Annotated in this window: 14 protein-coding genes; 7 read left to right on the forward strand and 7 right to left on the reverse strand. The window is 45.7% G+C overall.

Features of this window, described 5'->3' with window-relative positions:
- Positions 1-14 precede the first annotated feature (14 nt).
- Positions 15-239 (forward strand): DUF433 domain-containing protein, encoded by a 225-nt coding sequence (locus tag QUB51_RS19035; protein ID WP_333196244.1) that lies wholly within the window; start codon positions 15-17, stop codon positions 237-239.
- Positions 240-342: 103 nt separating this feature from the next.
- Here the strand turns inward: QUB51_RS19035 and QUB51_RS19040 are convergent, their stop codons facing one another.
- Positions 343-1,560, reverse strand: a complete 1,218-nt coding sequence (locus tag QUB51_RS19040) for a class I SAM-dependent methyltransferase (protein ID WP_333262679.1) — start codon at positions 1,558-1,560, stop codon at positions 343-345.
- A gap of 214 nt (positions 1,561-1,774) precedes the next feature.
- Here QUB51_RS19040 and QUB51_RS19045 point away from each other — a divergent pair, with 214 nt between their 5' ends.
- Positions 1,775-2,434 carry a hypothetical protein gene (locus tag QUB51_RS19045; RefSeq protein ID WP_333056425.1) on the forward strand — a complete coding sequence of 220 codons (660 nt, stop codon included), beginning with the start codon at positions 1,775-1,777 and terminating at the stop codon, positions 2,432-2,434.
- Between the two features lie 187 nt (positions 2,435-2,621).
- Here the strand turns inward: QUB51_RS19045 and QUB51_RS19050 are convergent, their stop codons facing one another.
- Positions 2,622-3,806 (reverse strand): NAD(P)H-quinone oxidoreductase subunit H, encoded by a 1,185-nt coding sequence (locus QUB51_RS19050; protein WP_333056426.1) that lies wholly within the window; start codon positions 3,804-3,806, stop codon positions 2,622-2,624.
- A gap of 57 nt (positions 3,807-3,863) precedes the next feature.
- Here QUB51_RS19050 and rsmH point away from each other — a divergent pair, with 57 nt between their 5' ends.
- The 3 genes from rsmH to QUB51_RS19065 all read left to right on the forward strand — a co-directional run bounded on the left by rsmH (position 3,864) and on the right by QUB51_RS19065 (position 8,311).
- Entirely contained in the window at positions 3,864-4,766 is a 903-nt protein-coding gene (gene rsmH / locus QUB51_RS19055; RefSeq protein ID WP_333210837.1) for a 16S rRNA (cytosine(1402)-N(4))-methyltransferase RsmH, read from the forward strand.
- A 940-nt stretch (positions 4,767-5,706) separates the two neighbouring features.
- Positions 5,707-7,380, forward strand: coding sequence for a SpoIIE family protein phosphatase (locus QUB51_RS19060; RefSeq protein WP_333056430.1), 1,674 nt, complete (start codon positions 5,707-5,709; stop codon positions 7,378-7,380).
- A gap of 508 nt (positions 7,381-7,888) precedes the next feature.
- On the forward strand, positions 7,889-8,311 hold the full coding sequence (locus QUB51_RS19065) for an ATP-binding protein (RefSeq protein WP_006633914.1): 423 nt from the start codon (positions 7,889-7,891) through the stop codon (positions 8,309-8,311).
- A gap of 656 nt (positions 8,312-8,967) precedes the next feature.
- On the opposite strand, the gene QUB51_RS19070 is transcribed toward QUB51_RS19065, so the two are convergent.
- The 3 genes from QUB51_RS19070 to QUB51_RS19080 form a co-directional block, all read right to left on the reverse strand.
- Complete coding sequence (locus tag QUB51_RS19070) at positions 8,968-9,402, reverse strand: nuclear transport factor 2 family protein (RefSeq protein ID WP_333210843.1); 435 nt, start codon at positions 9,400-9,402, stop codon at positions 8,968-8,970.
- Positions 9,403-9,483: 81 nt separating this feature from the next.
- The gene (locus QUB51_RS19075; protein WP_333056432.1) at positions 9,484-9,612 is read right to left on the reverse strand and encodes a hypothetical protein; all 129 of its coding nucleotides are present in this window, start codon (positions 9,610-9,612) and stop codon (positions 9,484-9,486) included.
- 130 nt (positions 9,613-9,742) lie between these two features.
- Entirely contained in the window at positions 9,743-10,705 is a 963-nt protein-coding gene (locus QUB51_RS19080; protein WP_333056433.1) for an orange carotenoid protein N-terminal domain-containing protein, read from the reverse strand.
- Between the two features lie 209 nt (positions 10,706-10,914).
- On the opposite strand from QUB51_RS19080, the gene queG reads away from it, so the two are divergent.
- Together queG and QUB51_RS19090 are read left to right on the forward strand one after the other, a co-directional pair.
- Positions 10,915-11,880 (forward strand): tRNA epoxyqueuosine(34) reductase QueG, encoded by a 966-nt coding sequence (queG, locus tag QUB51_RS19085; protein ID WP_333056434.1) that lies wholly within the window; start codon positions 10,915-10,917, stop codon positions 11,878-11,880.
- Between the two features lie 179 nt (positions 11,881-12,059).
- A complete protein-coding gene (locus tag QUB51_RS19090; RefSeq protein ID WP_333056435.1) occupies positions 12,060-12,698 on the forward strand; it encodes an HAD-IA family hydrolase in 639 nt (212 codons plus the stop codon).
- A 151-nt stretch (positions 12,699-12,849) separates the two neighbouring features.
- Here the strand turns inward: QUB51_RS19090 and QUB51_RS19095 are convergent, their stop codons facing one another.
- Both QUB51_RS19095 and QUB51_RS19100 read right to left on the reverse strand, forming a co-directional pair.
- Complete coding sequence (locus QUB51_RS19095; protein WP_333056436.1) at positions 12,850-13,677, reverse strand: SWIM zinc finger family protein; 828 nt, start codon at positions 13,675-13,677, stop codon at positions 12,850-12,852.
- A 448-nt stretch (positions 13,678-14,125) separates the two neighbouring features.
- Entirely contained in the window at positions 14,126-17,575 is a 3,450-nt protein-coding gene (locus QUB51_RS19100; protein WP_333262674.1) for a DEAD/DEAH box helicase, read from the reverse strand.
- Positions 17,576-17,846 lie beyond the last annotated feature (271 nt).

Raw genomic sequence — 17,846 nt, forward strand, 5'->3', positions numbered from 1 at the left:
AGGAGCTAACTTTAATGTCGGAGCTATTCGCAAGAATCACGGTTAATCCTAGACAGTGTGGCGGTCGCCCTTGCATTCGTGGCATGAGAATTCGGGTATCAGACGTACTGGACTTATTTGTGGCTGGTTTGAGTGCGGAACAAATACTAGAAGAAATGCCCGATCTTGAAGCAGACGATCTGAGAGCATCTCTTTTGTATGCTTCGCGCAAACTCAATCATCCGGTATTGGTTGCATGACAATAATTTGGGTAGATACAGAATCCATCAAAATTACATCAGCGTTCATCTGCGGTTCAAAAAATCTCCACTATTAAATTAGTTAATAATCAATCTCAAATAATCAATCAGGCACCATCAAACCCTTCAACATTCTCCCCTTTTCCTCCTCCTTCAACCCCTTACACTGTACCAAAACCCCAAAACCCCCCAAACCCATCGGATCGATCAATTGATGCAAAGCCTCCCGGCGCCGCAAAAACGTTGCCACATCCAATACTTCCGCATCATTTGTAGACAGAGAAGCAATACGATCGCCCAAACCCAACGCCATCAAAAACAAAGCCTGCTGAGTAAACCCTACCACATCCAAACCGCACAATTCACCCTGCCTTTCCAACGCCGTAAAATTAACATGAGCCGTTAAATCCTGCCGCCCCACATTAATATAAGGATTATTGTGATATCGGTGCAGATAATAACACTGTAGCGTCCCCTCCCTGCGCCTCGGATTGTAATAGCGGTGCGCCGGATAACCGTAATCAATAGTTAACAAATATCCCCGCTGCAACTTTTGAGCAACTGTACTCATCCAGTCCAAAGCCTCCAAATTCACCTCACTGCGATAACCATCCCCGTAAACACTAGCCGACAAATCGATGCCCACCAAATCCAAATATTCGCCAATTTTAGGCGTGGAAACTTCGCCAATTACTTCAACAAATTTTATCTCTTCTTGTTCATTTTTGGGCGTTTCTGCGGCAACGTAAATCTCCCTAACTTGCCCTTCTTCTAGAATGAATTGATGCACGGGTAAAGCATCCACTAACTCGTTAGAAAAGAAACAACCGACAATTGAGTTATTAACTATCTCATCCCAATTACACCAGTTAATACACTTGATATGGGCTAACCTTTGCCGCTGTTCCGCTTGGAGTACAGGGGAAAGTTCAACAATAATGTATTCTAAAATATGAAAGAAATCGGGATATTGTATTTGCAGATATTGCAGCACATTTTCGGCAAAATTTCCCCGCCCAGCGCCCATTTCTACGATCGCGAAGTTTTGAGGTTTGCCTAGAATTTCCCACATTTCCACAAACTGCTGTGCCAAAACCTCCGCAAAATCAGCACCCCAGTGAGACGACGTGATAAAATCGCCTTGTTTGCCGATCGACTGGCGATCGCTATTATTATAATATCCGTGCTGCGGATGATATAATGCCAAATCCATATATTCAGCAAAAGTAATACGCTGCTGGGGACTGGCGGCAATTCTTTCGCAGATTAAAGCGCAGAGTTCTGGGTTGCTGTCATTGATATCTGATTGCTGGAATGTCATAATTTATGGAATCAAAGTTGATTTTATTTTATTTTTGAAATAAAGATTTTTTTCACCGCAGAGGGCGCAGAGGACACAGAGGAAGAGAGAAGAGAGAGATTTTGATTATTGATATCATATCATTTTGAAGCCGATCGCAAACTTGAGATTTGACATGGCAAATTTTCGATCGCTGTGATAAGCTAGCCTTAGATTTTAAATATAATGCTTCTTTATGATACCACCAGAATCTTGTTTAGAAGAGTTCAAAAAATCGAGCCACTTATTACCAGATTATGTAGTCATATTTAATTTAGCAGATACAAAAAGACGCGGTATTTACTTAGGTCACAGAGGCGTAGACAAGGATATAATCGCCTTTGATAATTTGTTAAAAAGTTGTATTTCTTCACAAAGATGCAAAAGAGTTCACTGGGATCTATGGATCGGTTGTCTTGCTGAACGGCAACTCAATAACATTCCAGGTTTGATAGGGAATTACGCACAAGAAGTTCCTATATTTGCAGGGTGGGAATGCAGGGCGATCGACCCCAACGGAAATCGAATATTTATTGAAGAAAAAAGAAATGTTTTAATCAGTCGCGCTGTCCGCTGCGGCTATTTGTGGGTAGAAAATGCTAATGAATTAATTATCAAAGTCAATGAATTAGTCGAGCGAGTACATCGTTTACCTGTCAATACATTTACTTCCCTAGAGTCAGAGGTAGCTGTTACTTTACCCAGATGGCGGTGTGTCCCCGCTGAAATTTTATCTTTAACTGAGTATTGTCCGTACTGCAAAGGCACAAACTTTGACTGGTCAGGAGGAGCTGATGATTGTTCTGAGGGTATTTGTACGCAGTGCGGAACCGAGGTAGATTTTCGTTACTGTTAATCTATACACTCCCAGACTCATGGGTAGTCAGAAACCGGGTTTTTACGAAAATTTTTCGTTGTAGCCGACAGTTGAAGTGAAAAACCCGGTTTCTTTGGTATTATGCGCCCAGGACTGTATATGATTCAAAAAAGTAGCGATCGCACTTTTTAGCAAACAGCCCAAAAATGCGATCGCCCTTTTCCTTCTACCTGTCAACCGAGCCCATAATAATGTCGATACTCCCCAAAATTGCCACCAAATCCGCAATCTTCACGCCGCGCACAATGTGAGGCAAAATCTGCAAATTATTAAAATCCGCAGCCCGAATCTTCCAGCGCCAAGGAAACACACTATCATCCCCGATAATATAAATCCCCAACTCACCTTTGCCACTTTCGACGCGGACATAATGTTCGCCCTTGGGAATCTTAAAAGTCGGCGCCACTTTTTTGCCAATAAACTGATAGTCAAAACCATTCCATTCAGATTTTGGCCCGCTTTCTAAGCGCTTCGCTTCCAAATTCTCGTAAGGGCCGCCGGGGAGTCCTTTCAAGGCTTGATAGATAATCTTAACCGACTCGCGCATCTCCCGAATCCGTACTAAATACCGGGCTAAACAATCGCCAGCAGCTTCGGTACAGACTTCCCAGTCGAAGTCGTCATAACATTCGTAATGGTCAACTTTCCGCAAATCCCAATTTACGCCGGAACCGCGCAACATGGGGCCGGAAAGTCCCCAGTTAATCGCTTCGTTGCGAGAAATAGTACCCAAGCCTTCAATCCGGCGGCGGAAAATTGGATTGTTGGTAATTAAACGTTCGTATTCGTCAATTTTGGGAACGAAATAATCGCAGAAATCTTGGCACTTATCTACCCAACCGTAGGGCAAATCGGCGGCGACTCCGCCGATGCGGAAATAGTTATTATTCACCATGCGATAACCGGTCGCTGCTTCCCACAAGTCGAGAATTGGTTCGCGATCGCGCATAGTATAGAAAAAAGGAGTTTGCGCCCCCACGTCCGCCAAAAACGGCCCTACCCACATCAAGTGGTTAGCAATCCGGTTCAACTCCAGCATGATTACCCGAATATAACTAGCCCGTTTGGGGACAGCAATATTCGCCAACTTTTCCGGTGCATTCACTGTCACCGCTTCGTTAAACATCCCCGCAGCGTAGTCCCAGCGGCTAACGTAGGGCACGTACATCACGTTGGTGCGATTTTCGGCAATTTTTTCCATCCCGCGGTGCAGATAGCCCAAAACTGGCTCGCAGTCCACCACATCTTCCCCGTCCAGGGTGACAATTAACCGGAGTACCCCGTGCATTGAAGGGTGGTGCGGCCCCATGTTGAGCACCATCGGTTCGGTTCTAGTCTCAATTCTTGACATAATTAAATGAATTAATGATTACTGACTATTGTTGATTTTTGTTTCGCTTTTATGATTATGAAGGATATCGAGCTCTCTGAGAAGGAGACCCTTGGATCGGATGTCAGTATTGACACCTATCACGTTCCAGTTTTGGGTCAAGAATTAATTGCGGGTTTGGCTGTGCGTCCAGGCGGACACTATTTGGACGCGACGCTTGGGGGCGGCGGACACACGAGTTTGATTTTAGCGGCGGCGCCAGATGTTACAGTGGTGGCGATCGACCGCGATGAACAAGCCATCGGTTTTTGCCAAGCCCGATTTGCCAACTCGCCCGTTGAGTTTTGGCACGGTAACTTTGCTGAATATCAGTCCCCAGAGGCTGAATTTGATGGTATCATAGCAGACTTGGGCGTCAGCTCTGCTCAGTTCGATACACCGGAACGGGGATTTAGTTTTCGCCACCGGGCTCAACTAGATATGCGTATGAACCAGCAGCAATCTTTGACGGCAGAAGAGATTATCAACCACTGGGAAGAAGTTAAACTAGCAGATATTATTTACAAGTACGGCGAGGAGCGACTGTCGCGGCGCATCGCGAGGCGGATTGTGCAAGGGCGCCCTTTTCAAACTACAACAGAACTTGCAGGGGCGATCGCCTCCAGCTTCCCCCCCAAGCAGCGCAACGGCAGAATCCATCCGGCCACCCGTACTTTCCAAGCTTTAAGGATAGCTGTCAACTCCGAACTCGCTTCTTTAGAAACTTTCCTAAACCTTGCGCCAAGGTGGTTAAAACCAGGGGGGAGAATCGGAATCATTACATTTCACAGTCTCGAAGACCGACCAGTCAAGCACCAACTCAGAGGAACACCCAATTTGCAGGTACTGACAAAAAAGCCGATCGTGCCACAATCCGAAGAAGTCGCTAGAAATCCCCGCTCTCGTTCTGCTAAGCTCAGACTGGCAGAAAGAATAACTTGATTCGGCAGTAGTAATATGCTTGCTGCAAAAAGTTCAGAGATTAGGGAGACTTGGATGCAGCAATCAAGTACGATTCGGCAAAGATGTAGGGAATAGCGCCAACAACCCACCACTAACCCTCCGGGTACAGTGGGGCTTGAAATACAGCCGGTGTTGACCAGACTTAGGTAGCAATACCTGCGTTAGTAGTAAGTGTTAAAATTCACACCGAGGACAGTACCCAGCTAGTTAAGAACTCTGCAATCAGAGCATTAATTAGCAGTTTTGAATGCTGGTGTGTTTAGAAAAGTACCGACTGCTAACAAGGTCATTGCTCGTATCACAGCGTCAGTAACGAGCGGGCTAAAGCCACGCTCGCTTGTAAGAGAAATCAAACAAGCTGTACTGACCAGCTATCGCCTTAACAGGCTACGTTATTTAGGTCATGACACCCGCTTGATGCGAAGCTAGTCCCCTGCCCTGTCGCTAGTAGTTAAACAGTCTTAAAGTCACGCTCGACAGTGCTGCCAGCCGGCGCAAGCCTCTATAACATTGGCGAAGCTAACTTTACCCCAGAAATGGGAGATTGAGGACAACCATATCCTCACGCCTTGGGGCAACCATACCCCTCTGCCCCGCGAGGGGATTCAAGGCGATTGAAATCGCCGGGTCGTTTTCCTCTCAGGACTAAAGTCTCGGAGCTTCCCACTTACCGAGTATTTTTTGTGAAAGCTGACTGGGGAATTTTCCCTATTGAAGCGGCCTACCGAGGCGGGTTACAGTATCGAAAGCCTCTCATCTGTGCGAACAGATGGTGCGAAAGGAATGCTCACCTTGAGGTAAAACGGGTTTCTTTAACTCAACTTGACGTAACTGATATGTTGCATATATCCAGCCCCCCTTTTCCTCCCGCCACCTTGCTGATTACAGCTATGGTGGGGGTTTTCAAGGGGGAAGAAAGATGAGTCGGGGAGATGGAAGCAAGCTGAAACTGATGGTAGTCGATGACGAACCTGACAACTTGGATTTATTGTACCGGACGTTTCGACGCGACTTTCAGGTTTACAAAGCAGATAGCGCCCTCAGCGCCCTGGAAGTTCTAGACCAACAGGGCGAGATGGCGGTGATTATATCTGACCAGCGGATGCCAGAAATGAATGGCACCGAGTTTTTGGGGAAAACAGTCGAGCGATTTCCCGATACGATTCGGATTCTGCTAACGGGATACACAGATGTTGAAGATTTGGTCGAGGCCATCAACTCAGGTCAAGTGTTCAAATACATCACCAAACCGTGGAATCCAGAAGAACTCAAATTGGTGATCAATCAAGCCTCAGAAACTTACAAATACTACAAGCAGCGCAGCGTTGCACTGCGTCGCGCTTTACGCAAGGAATCTCTGTTCAATGAGGTAATGAGCGTGATTCGCGGGTCGCTAGATTACTCTAGTATGGTACAAACTATTGTTCAAACCGTAGGTCAAACTTTTGAGGCAAACTATTGTATGCTGCGGCCGGTAGAGGCCGATCGACTATTGCCGAGTACCTTCCCCTACCAAGCCCAAACCTCTGAAGCCAGCAGCTTTTCTTTTGATGAAAATTTGCTGGTTCAAGCCGTAGCCAGCCGCCAAACTCAAGTCAACCCAAACAGTCGCGGGGACGGTAACTCCGTTGAGATTGCCGTGCCCCTGACTTACCAGCAAGAATTGCTGGCGGTACTCGCACTGTGCCAGATTGGTGGCACTAACCCTTGGTCGGCAGAAGAGATAGAGTTAATAGAAGGTGTAGCAGCTCAAGCTGCTCTCGCCCTGTCTCAAGCTAAGCTCTACCAGCGCACTCTGGATTTAGCCAAGCAGATGCAAAACGAGTTGGAAGTGGCTCGCCAAATCCAAACAAACTTGTTACGCCAAAGTTGGCCGGATTTTGAAACTGTCAGGGTGCAAGCTTGCTGCTATCCCGCGCGGGAAGTTGGCGGCGACTTTTTTGAAGTCTACGTCCACTCTCAAGGGGATATTTGGATAGCGGTGGGAGATGTTTCGGGTAAGGGAGTTCCGGCTGCTCTATTTATGGCCAGCGCGATTTCGGTGATGCGGCGGGAACTTTCCCAAGAAGTTTCTCCAGAGCCCGATCAAGTTATGCAGAACATGAATAGCAGTATGTCTGACGACCTGATCGGCAACAACCATTTTATTACAATGGTTGTAGCTCGTTACACTCCGTCAACGGGACACCTCGCTTTTGCTAATGCCGGTCACATTTACCCGATTGTTTGGTCTCACTCGGAGGTGAAAGCTCAAGCCGCTAGCGGTAAAACGCCAGCCGAGCCTAATTTCCTGAAAGCTCGTGGCATTCCTTTGGGGATACTACCAGTTTGGAGAGGCAAAGCAGGTACGATCGAATTAAAGTCAGGAGATGTATTTCTGCTGACGAGTGACGGAATTACTGAAGCTAGCGTGACAAGTCAAGCGGTAGCAGGGGGTGTACCAACCCGTTCTATGCTACAACAAGAAGGGCTTTGGCAACTTTTGATTCAGGAACCTGGTTCTTTCAACTTGGACAATTTGTTGGCTCACATCCGAGCTGATAATCCCGTTCAAGAAGACGACCAAACCATACTCTCTCTGGAGGTTCTTTGAATCTGTCAGCGACTCCCGACGCATAGTCGGGGGTGGGTGAGAGCCGAAAAAACTTAAGCCCTGCTTGTTGACGGCCCATAGAGTAGTCCTACAAAGGACGGTGTTATCGTCACCAGTCAAAAACCACAGTAAAAACCTAGCCGGCGATGGCGCAGCTAGTTTCCTGAATCGCTTTCCTGGGGGATTAAATACCTGTAAAGGGTTAAGGTAGAAGGCATTCGTCAGAAAAAACCAACGCTTAAAAGCCAAGGATTGAAACACAGATTTTTTATACCTCACTGCTTACAGTCTCGGTATAATTATCAATTGTTAAGGGGCTTTAAGCCCATAACAAAAGTTTTCAACTATTCTCTTAACTTCTGCCTTCTACCGAATGACGAATGCCTGATTTTTAAACAGAAAAGGCTCGTATCCCCCGATTAGCGACAAGTATTGAGGCCGAATCCATTCGGCTCGTCGTATTTCATACCTGGAAGACACAGGGTTTTCAAACTTACGGGATTTTTTTATGAATACTGAGCTTCATGTGCCAAGCGACTTGCGGTTTTTAACAATTGTTGAAAATTGGTTGCTGAGCAGTTTGGAAGTAGAGCTAGGAGAGCACGTCGATTGGCCGCGTCAGTCGAATCGTTTGCGCTTGGTGTTAGCAGAAGCCTATTCTAACGTGATCCGCCATGCTCACAAAGATCAACCCAATTTGCCCGTGTTAATTCGCTTGAATTTAAAAAATAGGGATATTGGTTTAGAAATTTGGGATTACGGTAAAGGTTACGAAATGGATACTTACAATCCCCCGAGGCCGGAAGCTAAACAGGAAAGCGGCTACGGCTGGCTGATTATGAGCAGACTTATGGATCGGGTGGACTACACTTTGCAAATAGACGGTCGCAACTGTCTCAAGTTGGAAGCGAGTTTGCCGGAAAAATCTTAATTAGTCGTTAGTCATTAGTCATTAGTCATTAATGATTGGCAAGGCACTTTTTGACTCGCTTTGGCTGTCTGTCGCACGCGCTGCGGTGACAGCCAATTTTCCGTGCAGTAGCGTCAATCGATTTGAGATTTGAGATTTGAGATTTTAGAATTGAAGCATTGACTTGCGCGAGATAAATACGTTCGGCAAGTTTCATCGGATACAGGTTTTTTATTTCTGGACGGATGAATCACGTGGCGGGTATCCTGGATGCTTTATTGTCAGCCCAAGGCGAGACTGTAAGATTGTAGGGGTACAGTCCCGATCGCACAAATACCCAAGAAACCGGGTTTTTGAACAGTTAGCGACGCTTCACCTGAGATTTGGGTAAAAAACCCGGTTTCTGCCTCAATTGCGCGCAAATAATCAAGAAACCGGGTTTTTCAACGGTTGACGGCGCTTCACTGGAGATTTGGATAAAAAACCCGGTTTCTGCCTCAATTGCGCGCAAATAATCAAGAAACCGGGTTTTTCAACGGTTGACGGCGCTTCACTGGAGATTTGGATAAAAAACCCGGTTTCTGCCTCAATTGCGCGCAAAAATAATGATGGCTTGAGCCATTACATTCGATCGACAGGTCAAACCAAAACAAACAATTTAAATGTGAAACAGATTATCAAACATCAAATTTCGTCTGCGACCGCAGATTTAGCAATTCTTGGGGAGAAGCTAACAGTTTGACCGTGACTGAAAGGATTTTTTGGTCAGAATTGAGCAAGAACAGCCATCCGACATTAACACCAAAGGCGGAAGTTTGCACCCGGCCGCTGACCTGAACTTCTACATTGCCATCTTTTAAAATTTGGCTGACACCTTTCTGGGGTTCTAGCTGCATTCCTCGCGCTTCTTTTTTGAGATAAGTGGCGATCGAAATGTTGCCGATAATGGGATCTTCAAACGGCGCGTGCAGCACCCCGTCATCTGCAAATAAATTAGCCGTCGCGTCAAAATCGCCCGCGTTTAAAGTTTCAAAATATTGCAGTATCCCTGGCATTGTGATACCTGCAATCTTTATAGAGGTAGTTAAAATAGGTCGAGTTGTTGCGGTCATAAAACAAGTGATTTCAAATGAATGAGTATACTTTAATCATTCTCTTTGTCGCAGCAAATCCCTCAAAAGATATAAGTAGGGCTAGGAAAATAATTCTCCTAAAAAAGGAGGAACCGGAGAGGGTCGATCGCAGCTTTGGGAGCGATCGACCAAAATCAATACTACTTTCAAAAAATGCAAGTTTAGCCAACCGGCAAACTCTGATACCATCAGTCATTTCCAATCCTTCAATTATTGAATCTAAAATCTAAAATCTAAAACCTAAAATGCTATAAACCCAGACACCTAAAGGCATCTGGGTTTTTGGGCAAGCCTGTTTAACAGAGCCAACCAGAATATTCTATTTGCGGATCAAATTGAGCAATTCCTTCGGAGATGCCAACAAGTCGATCGCCACAAAGAAAATTTGACCTTGGGGATCGAGCAAAAACCGCCACGCGATGTTCATACCCACATTCGATCCGAACCAGGGAGTTTCGACTTTGCCAGTGACTTTCACTTGGCGGTAGCCATCTTCTGCGGGTTCCGATACGCCTCGCTCGGGCATCATTTTCAGTCCGACGCACTCTTCGCGCATATAGTTGAGGATAGCGTCGCGACCAACGATCGGCTTTTGGAAAGGTGGTTGCAGGGCACCTTCTTCAGCAAATAAACCGACGGCTGGGGTGAAGTCGAAGGCGTTCATGTAGTCGATGTAGCTGAGCACTGTCTGCTCGCTGATACCCTCAATTTGGGTTTTCACCCGCTCTTCTGGAGCGGTGGGAGTGCTGCGGGGGGCTGAGCGTTTGCCGTACTCTTGGTTAAAAGCAGGGTCATAGCCCATGTTAACTACGGTATTCCGAAGTACGGTAATTTGCTGACCCGGATCTAGTTGCTTGATGGTTTCGAGAACTGCGGTGGCTTCGGGAGACATTTGATAGCCGGCGGGGATCGGAGCGACAACGCCCTGTTTCATCAACTGACCCAACTCGTACCAGAAACCGAGTTTGGTGTTGACCCGCAAAGAAGTGTAAATCCGGCCAATTGTTGTGTCGGCGTTGCTGGCTAGGTCAAACATAGTTTTGCTTTGAGCAGCCGGCGACATTTGCTTGATTTCGCTCAGAATGCCTTCGACAAGCGCCATGCTGGCTACTCCGGGAGCTGCTGCGGTAATGGACACGCCCATTTCGGTGTAGGCATACCAGAGCAGTGCGAGTTGGTCTTCAACGCTGAGTTTGTAGAACGCTTCCGTGGTAGCCGGAACAACGCTAGCAATCTCGGTGTTGGAGAAAATAGATTGAGCTGATTGAATACTAACTGCCATATGTATGCTGTGGGATTCGCTGTCGGTTTTACTTGCGTACTTGAATTAGCGAATCGAATTCTCCCTAAATTAAATTATGTAACATTTTTGACATTTTGGAGTTCAAACTTATAAATATAAAGATTGCCAAAGTATTATCAATACTGTCCGAAAATTACTCTGAAAGTTACTAGACTTATGGCACAAATTGTGCAGTGGTTTCTTACGTGATGAAAAAATCAATTAATAGCGATCGCATTAAGCAAAAAGCCCTTGAGTTGGGATTTCACAAAGTCGGGATAGCCTCAACAGACACGGATTTTGATATAGAAAAACAAAGATTGCAAGCTTGGCTGGACAAGGGTTATCAGGCGGATATGGCATGGATGGCAAACCCGAAACGGCAGGATATTCAATTGGTGATGCCAGAGGTGCAGTCATTAATATGTGTCGCCATCAACTACTACACGCCCCACCAACGCCCCGCAAATCCCCTGTGGGAGGGGGGGGACGATGCAGCGATCGAATATGCTAAAATCTCTCGCTACGGTTGGGGGCGGGATTACCATAGAATTTTGCACAAAAAACTGAAGCTTTTGGCAAATTGGGTGCGATCGCAAGGCGAGGGAATTGAAGCGCGGTATTATGCTGATACCGGACCAGTTCAGGATAAAATGTGGGCGCAGCGTGCCGGGATTGGCTGGATTGCCAAAAATGGTAATGTAATTTCGCGCGAATACGGTTCTTGGGTGTTTTTGGGCGAAATCTTGACTAATCTGGAGTTAGCGTCGGATGAGTCTCATACGGAACATTGTGGCACTTGCACTCGCTGCATAGAGGCGTGTCCGACGGGAGCAATTACTGAGCCTTTTGTGGTGAATGCCGATCGATGTATAGCCTATCACACGATCGAGAATCGAGCCGAAAAATTGCCCGACGAAATTGCATCTAATTTACAAGGCTGGGTAGCAGGTTGCGACATTTGTCAGGATGTTTGTCCTTGGAATCAGCGATTTGCTAAACCAACTGATGTTGCAGACTTTGAGCCTTATCCTGAAAACATAGCACCGACACTTGCAGAATTAGCCGACATCTCCGACGAAGAATGGAACCGCAGATTTACAGCTTCGGCGCTGCGGCGCATAAAACCCGAAATGCTGCGGCGAAATGCGAAAGCCAATCAAATTAACCCTTAAAAGTTGAGATGTTCGCGCTCAGGGTGCTTAGGGTGCACCTTACCCTATAGATAATAACCCTAGGGTGTGTACGGAGCGCCAAGAGCAAATACATTATGCAGTAAGTAATTCCCAATCTAAAATCTAAAATCTAAAATCTAAAATTGTATGCTTCCCCGTTCCTTATTTGCTATTGTCCAATGACCAAAGTAATTATTTTTGATTTTGACGGCACTTTAGCAGATACAATCGATATTCTTCTAAGCATCACCAACCGTTTGTCAGTCGAATTAGGCTTTAAATCTGCAACCAAAGAGCAAATCGCTCAACTGAGCAATTTAACTTCTTGGCAAGTCCTTCAGTATTCTGGTATTTCTATCTTCAAATTCCCGCTGTTGATTAGAATGTTGAAAGCGGAGTTACGCAGCGAAATCCCCAACATTCGTTTATTTCCGGGGATTAAAGAAGTTTTACTGGAGTTAAAAAAACAGGGATTTCAACTGGGTATTATCACATCTAATTCCAGAGAAAATGTCTTGGAATCGATGAAAAAAAATGCTTTGCAAGACACTTTCACGTTTATTTACTCTGGCTCAACTTTTGGCAAACATAAAGTTATTAATAGATGGCTAAAAACCGAACATATAAATGCTAAAGAAGTCGTTTATGTGGGAGATGAGATTAGAGATATAGAAGCTGCTCGAAAAACCGGAATTAAGGTAATTGCTGTAGGTTGGGGTTTTAATTCTGAGGAGGCTTTGGTGGCACACAATCCTGATTTTTTGATTCAAAGCCCCCAGGAATTGATAGAAATTATGAGTAATTTGCGGGAAGTATAAACTGAAATTGCCAAAAGTAAGACTCCTCGGTTGAAATCTATTCTAGACAAACTCTCGTTCCAGCAGAGAGAAACTCAAGAATAAAATGGGTATTAAAGCTTGATTTGTTATCAGCCATAATCTCTTGTATCATCTCTGGGAATACATTAGGTTAATCTCCTTCGCCCCGTTTCAGTGCTGCTAAAACTGCTTGCTGGCTAACTGCTTGGTAGATTTTGCTAAAATGCTGCTTGAGTGCGTCAGAGGCGGGCGAGGATTTGCTAGCGCTTCCTTTTCCGTCGGTGGCGATGGGAATTGGGCCTAAGATATCTAATACTGTTTCGCTGCTGGGCGGCGGTACAATTACTACTAAAGATGATTCTAGCTGCTGATTGTATTCCCAAAAGCGATCGACCTTCGGCAATTTAGCATTCGCAGTAGGGGAATTTTCACCCTTGTTTAGCTGGGTATTTTCCTCTCCTTCCGTACCCCGTCTTTGACGAAGTGCTGTCAAGATTTGCTCTTTGGTTCTCCCCCGCAGTTGAAACAGTACGAAAGGGTCTTCGCCGAAGCGATCGCCCAATAAGTAGTATACTGCACTGATGTGTTTGCAAGGGTTTTGCGGGTCAGGACAGCTACAGCGCGATCGAATATCAGATAAACTTAACGGAAATAGCGTTTTGCCGGCGGCCGCAAATACATCCTCAATATTGTGCGGCATTTCTCCTGCTAAGAGTTTAGCTGAAAAAACTGCTCTTTGCGACATATTTTCAATCACATAATCCCAATCTTCATCGCTCAATGTATCGAGTCCTAAAGAAACTTGATAGGGTTTTGGATCGGTGCCTTGAACTATGGCAATTACTTCTTGATTGGGAAATTTAATGCTGAGAACTTTTCCCTCGCGCGCGTATTGCCAGCCACGTTCTAAGCGCTTTTTGAAGCGGTAGGTATTGATTAAATCTAACCACTGTTGTGTCCACCATTCTCTGTCAATCATTCGATTTTAGATTTTAGATTTTAGATTTTAGATTTGGGAATCGGGAATTGGGAATTGGGAATCGGGAATCGGCCAAACAGGGAATTGGGAATTGGGAACCGGGCATTGGCCAAACAGGGAATTTTCCCTATCTCCTTCTCTTCCCCTCTTCATTCTTCCTTCTGGCTTCAATCGGGAATTGGGAATTGGGCATCGGGCCTTGGCCAAACAGGTAATTGGGATACTGGAGTCAATCGATTTTAGATTTTAGATTTTAGATTTTAGAATTGAAGCATTGACTTGCGCGAGATAAATTCGGGGGCTCCTTTATCGGATACAGGTTTTTTATTTCTGGACGGATGAATCACGTGGCGGGTATCCTGGATGCTTTCGGTCACAAAGGAAAAAACAGCTATCCGTGTATCCGTGACATCCGTGTCGTGCTGTTGGGAATTGGTAATTAAGCACATTATTCTTCTTCGGTTTCTATAATAGCATTGCGATCGAGGATTAGTAAATTGCGAAGTTGGTCTGTATCGAGTTCGGTGAGCCAGTTTTCGCCGGCGCTGACAACTTGTTCGGCTAGAGCTTTCTTACTTTCGATCATATCGTGTATTTTCTCCTCTAACGTACCAGTGCAGACAAATTTGTGGACTTGCACATTGCGAGTTTGACCGATGCGAAATACGCGGTCAGTTGCCTGATTTTCTACTGCGGGATTCCACCATCTGTCATAGTGGAAAACGTGGGTTGCTCTGGTTAAGTTCAAACCAGTACCACCAGCTTTTAAAGATAAAATCATAATCGGCGGGCCTTGGGGGTCGTGCTGGAAGCGATCGATCATTTCTTCCCGCTGCTGTTGCCGAATTCCTCCGTACAAGAACAAAACTTCTCGCCCTAAATGCTGTTCTAGATGCGGTTTCAGGAGTTTTCCCCATTCAGCAAATTGAGTAAAAATTAAAGCCCGATCGCCCTCAGCGAGCACCTCTTCTAACATTTCCACCAACCGCTGCAATTTCCCCGATTCCTGACTCTTAATCTCCAATTCTTTCGGCTTAGCTTCTGCTTTGACAAGAGCCGGATGGTTGCAAAGTTGCTTGAGTTTTACCAGCAAAGCCAGAATCATTCCCCGGCGCTGAATGCCTTCGGCTGAGTCTAATTCAGCTATTGACTCTTCGACTATTTTCTGATATAATGCAGCCTGTTGAGTCGCCAGCCCACAAAATACAGTCATCTCCTGTTTTTCGGGCAAATCTTGGATGATTTCTTTGTCAGTTTTCAGGCGGCGGAGGATGAAAGGCCGAACGAGCGATCGCAAAGTCTGCAAAGATTCCCGATCGCCGTATTTCTCGATCGGAATTGCAAATCGGCGCTGAAAGAAATTGCGCGGCCCCAAATAGCCAGGATTGAGAAACTCCAAAATAGACCACAATTCTTGCAGTCTATTTTCCACCGGAGTTCCCGTCAGCGCAATTCTAAAAGATGCCTCGATTTGTCGCACTGCTTGCGACTGCTTAGCCTCAGAATTTTTAATATTTTGCGCTTCATCTAAAACCAATCCTTGCCACTTAATGCCTTGAATTTCTTTAGCATCACGGAACACTAGCGCATAACTGGTAACGATCAAATTTTTTCCCTTAATTGCCGTCGCAAATACTTTGCCTTTAGCGCGTTTGTCTCCGTGGTGAACTAACACTTTTAGCGTCGGGCCAAATTTCTTGACTTCCCGCTCCCAATTGCCCAATACCGATGTCGGACAAACCAGTAATGTCGGCGCTTCTAAAGAATCTTTTTCTTGTAAATGCAGCAGGAAGGCAATTAGCTCGATCGACTTTCCCAAACCCATATCGTCCGCGAGACAAGCACCCAAACCCCAGCGTTCTAAGAATGCTAACCAGCCTGCTCCTAGCGCTTGATAAGGCCGCAATTGTCCTCGGAAACTAGCCGGAGTTGCGATCGCACTTACCGCTTGATTATCGCTCAAAGTATTCAACAATTCCTGAAGTTGACCCGTAGCCTCAAAATTCACCACAGGCAATTTCTCAATCATCTGAGAATCGCCCGACGCCAAACGCAAAGCATCCTCCAAAGAAAGAGTCATTTGCTCTTTGCGACTAGCAAAAAAAGTTTGAGCAGCCCTCACATCCGGCGCGCGCAACTCCACCCACTCGCCGTTAATTTCCACCAAAGGCGAATTCAACGCAATCAATCTGTCAAACTCTGCCTTAGAAAGGCGCTGTCCGCCGATCGTCAATTCCCACTTAAAATTTAGCAGACTTTGCAATCCCAACCCCCCCTTGCCCCCCCTTACTAAGGGGGGGTTAGTTTCTCCAGCGCCTCCCCTTACTAAGGGGGGGTTGGGGGGGGTTGTTTCCGCTTGAATACTCAAACCCAAACGACTCGCCCAACCATCCGTCTTTGTCAAACTCGGCGGCAAAACTACGCCCAACCCGCTATCAGCAAACCGCCAAGCTACAGACTTAATAAACTCGTAAGCTTGCAGCGGATTTAATTGGCAAGATTGAGGCCGCTGTGCTTGCAAACTCGGTTCAATTAACGGATAAAGTTTCGAGGCTAAACCCAAGCCACTGAGCAAAGTTTCTTGAGGCAATTCTATTGTCCGCCCCGCATAAGCCAAACGCTCGACAGAGTTATTCCAAACAGTTGTCGCGTCTACCAAAAATTCCGCTTCATCTGCAGCTTGCAAGCAATAATTTAAATTCCAGTTTGCTTTACCAGGAGACGGCGGTATGAGTTGAAAGCAAGTGCGAAATTGACTTTGTTGAGATAATTGATTTTGCAGCGGTGCAGTCCAAGCAGTCAGCTTGGTTGCCAAGTTTTCCAATGCTGCTGTTTCTACTTGAACTATTCCAGATTCCTGCTGCAAAGCTTGCAGCCAGTCGCGCACAGGAGAAACTGCTTTGATGTCTAAAGTAGAGCTACCAGCAGATCGCACTTGACTATCTACAATACTACTCAAAAAGCCTAACACCAATTCCTCCGCCCCCATCGGCAAATCCACCGCTAAAGGCAATTGACTCCCTTCTTCTGCCTTTTCCCCTCTTCCTTCTTCCTTCTTCCCTCTTCCTTCTTCCTTTTCCCCTCTTCCTTCTTCCTTCTTCCTTCTTCCGACGGACACCGGACTGACATCCGTTACATCCGTTACATCCGTTACAAAATCCGCTGCCGAACCTTCCTTCGATTGATATGTTCGGCAAGCCGTCGGCATTTGCTTGACAAAAGTGGCGAGGCGGAGTGTATCTGTAGAACTATCTAACAACGGTTGCCATTTGGCAATAGCAGAACCGTCGGGCTGTTTCTCCAATCCAGGCAAAAATTTGCATCTTGCCAACAAATCCAAACTCCACCTAGCAATATGAGACCAAAAACGCAAATCTGAGCCGACAAAAGAGTCTGGTTCCGTGCTGTTAAGCGGTAGTGATTGCAAGAAAATAAAAGCTGCTTGAGGGTTGAGACAAAAACCCTCGACTTGCCAGGGATAAAGGTAAATTTCCTCGGTTTTAGCGGGTTCCTCAAGTGCTGCTGCTGAGTGCTGCGGCATCAGGGTTGCATTGGATTCTGAGATTTGGGTGGGAAGTGCGATCGCCCGAATTTCCTTTTGAATTGAGGAGTCTGGGGTGGGAATTTCTGCGTTTTGAGTTTTGGGCGATCGCCTAGTTTTTTTGCTTTTTTCCGGTGGAGTTTCTGCGGTTTCCGGTAATTGCCAGTTTAGTTTTCCCGACTGCTGTAACGAATTGAGGAAAGTCTTAAATTCCGATTCGGTCATTGCTAAGGGATGCGGTAAATTTATCCCCGATTCTATGGTTTCAATTGCCCCAATTTTTCGCCAAGTTTCTCCCCAAATAAATAAGCAACTTTTTTCATTCTCTACGAGCCAACTGCCGTGTAAAATAGCCATATTTTTTTACCCTGATATTTGTATTTAAGTGCGAGGTTGACTACAGCATTTATATGGATAAATGAAATTTTTATTTAAAACAAACCGAGGAAAAATTGACCCAGATAGGAATTAGGTAGAACCTGTGTATTTAGGTACTTATGGCACACCTTACCGCTTATTCCCTGGCTTAGATAACTAAATCCTTCTTCCTTCTTCCTTCAACGTCCCAATTCCCAAACGAAAATTCATCGTACCATCTATGGAAGGCGTTTAGCGGACGATCGACCGA

It is taken from the genome of Microcoleus sp. AT8-A3 (genome assembly GCF_036705675.1).
GTDB lineage: Bacteria > Cyanobacteriota > Cyanobacteriia > Cyanobacteriales > Microcoleaceae > Microcoleus.

What these genes read in the sequence shown, in the direction of transcription:
- QUB51_RS19035 (WP_333196244.1), top strand. Translation starts at nt 15, where the DNA reads ATGTCGGAGCTATTCGCAAGAATCACGGTTAATCCTAGACAGTGTGGC.
- QUB51_RS19040 (WP_333262679.1), bottom strand. Translation starts at nt 1,560, where the DNA reads ATGACATTCCAGCAATCAGATATCAATGACAGCAACCCAGAACTCTGC.
- QUB51_RS19045 (WP_333056425.1), top strand. Translation starts at nt 1,775, where the DNA reads ATGATACCACCAGAATCTTGTTTAGAAGAGTTCAAAAAATCGAGCCAC.
- QUB51_RS19050 (WP_333056426.1), bottom strand. Translation starts at nt 3,806, where the DNA reads ATGTCAAGAATTGAGACTAGAACCGAACCGATGGTGCTCAACATGGGG.
- rsmH (WP_333210837.1), top strand. Translation starts at nt 3,864, where the DNA reads ATGAAGGATATCGAGCTCTCTGAGAAGGAGACCCTTGGATCGGATGTC.
- QUB51_RS19060 (WP_333056430.1), top strand. Translation starts at nt 5,707, where the DNA reads ATGAGTCGGGGAGATGGAAGCAAGCTGAAACTGATGGTAGTCGATGAC.
- QUB51_RS19065 (WP_006633914.1), top strand. Translation starts at nt 7,889, where the DNA reads ATGAATACTGAGCTTCATGTGCCAAGCGACTTGCGGTTTTTAACAATT.
- QUB51_RS19070 (WP_333210843.1), bottom strand. Translation starts at nt 9,402, where the DNA reads ATGACCGCAACAACTCGACCTATTTTAACTACCTCTATAAAGATTGCA.
- QUB51_RS19075 (WP_333056432.1), bottom strand. Translation starts at nt 9,612, where the DNA reads ATGGTATCAGAGTTTGCCGGTTGGCTAAACTTGCATTTTTTGAAAGTA.
- QUB51_RS19080 (WP_333056433.1), bottom strand. Translation starts at nt 10,705, where the DNA reads ATGGCAGTTAGTATTCAATCAGCTCAATCTATTTTCTCCAACACCGAG.
- queG (WP_333056434.1), top strand. Translation starts at nt 10,915, where the DNA reads ATGAAAAAATCAATTAATAGCGATCGCATTAAGCAAAAAGCCCTTGAG.
- QUB51_RS19090 (WP_333056435.1), top strand. Translation starts at nt 12,060, where the DNA reads ATGACCAAAGTAATTATTTTTGATTTTGACGGCACTTTAGCAGATACA.
- QUB51_RS19095 (WP_333056436.1), bottom strand. Translation starts at nt 13,677, where the DNA reads ATGATTGACAGAGAATGGTGGACACAACAGTGGTTAGATTTAATCAAT.
- QUB51_RS19100 (WP_333262674.1), bottom strand. Translation starts at nt 17,575, where the DNA reads ATGGCTATTTTACACGGCAGTTGGCTCGTAGAGAATGAAAAAAGTTGC.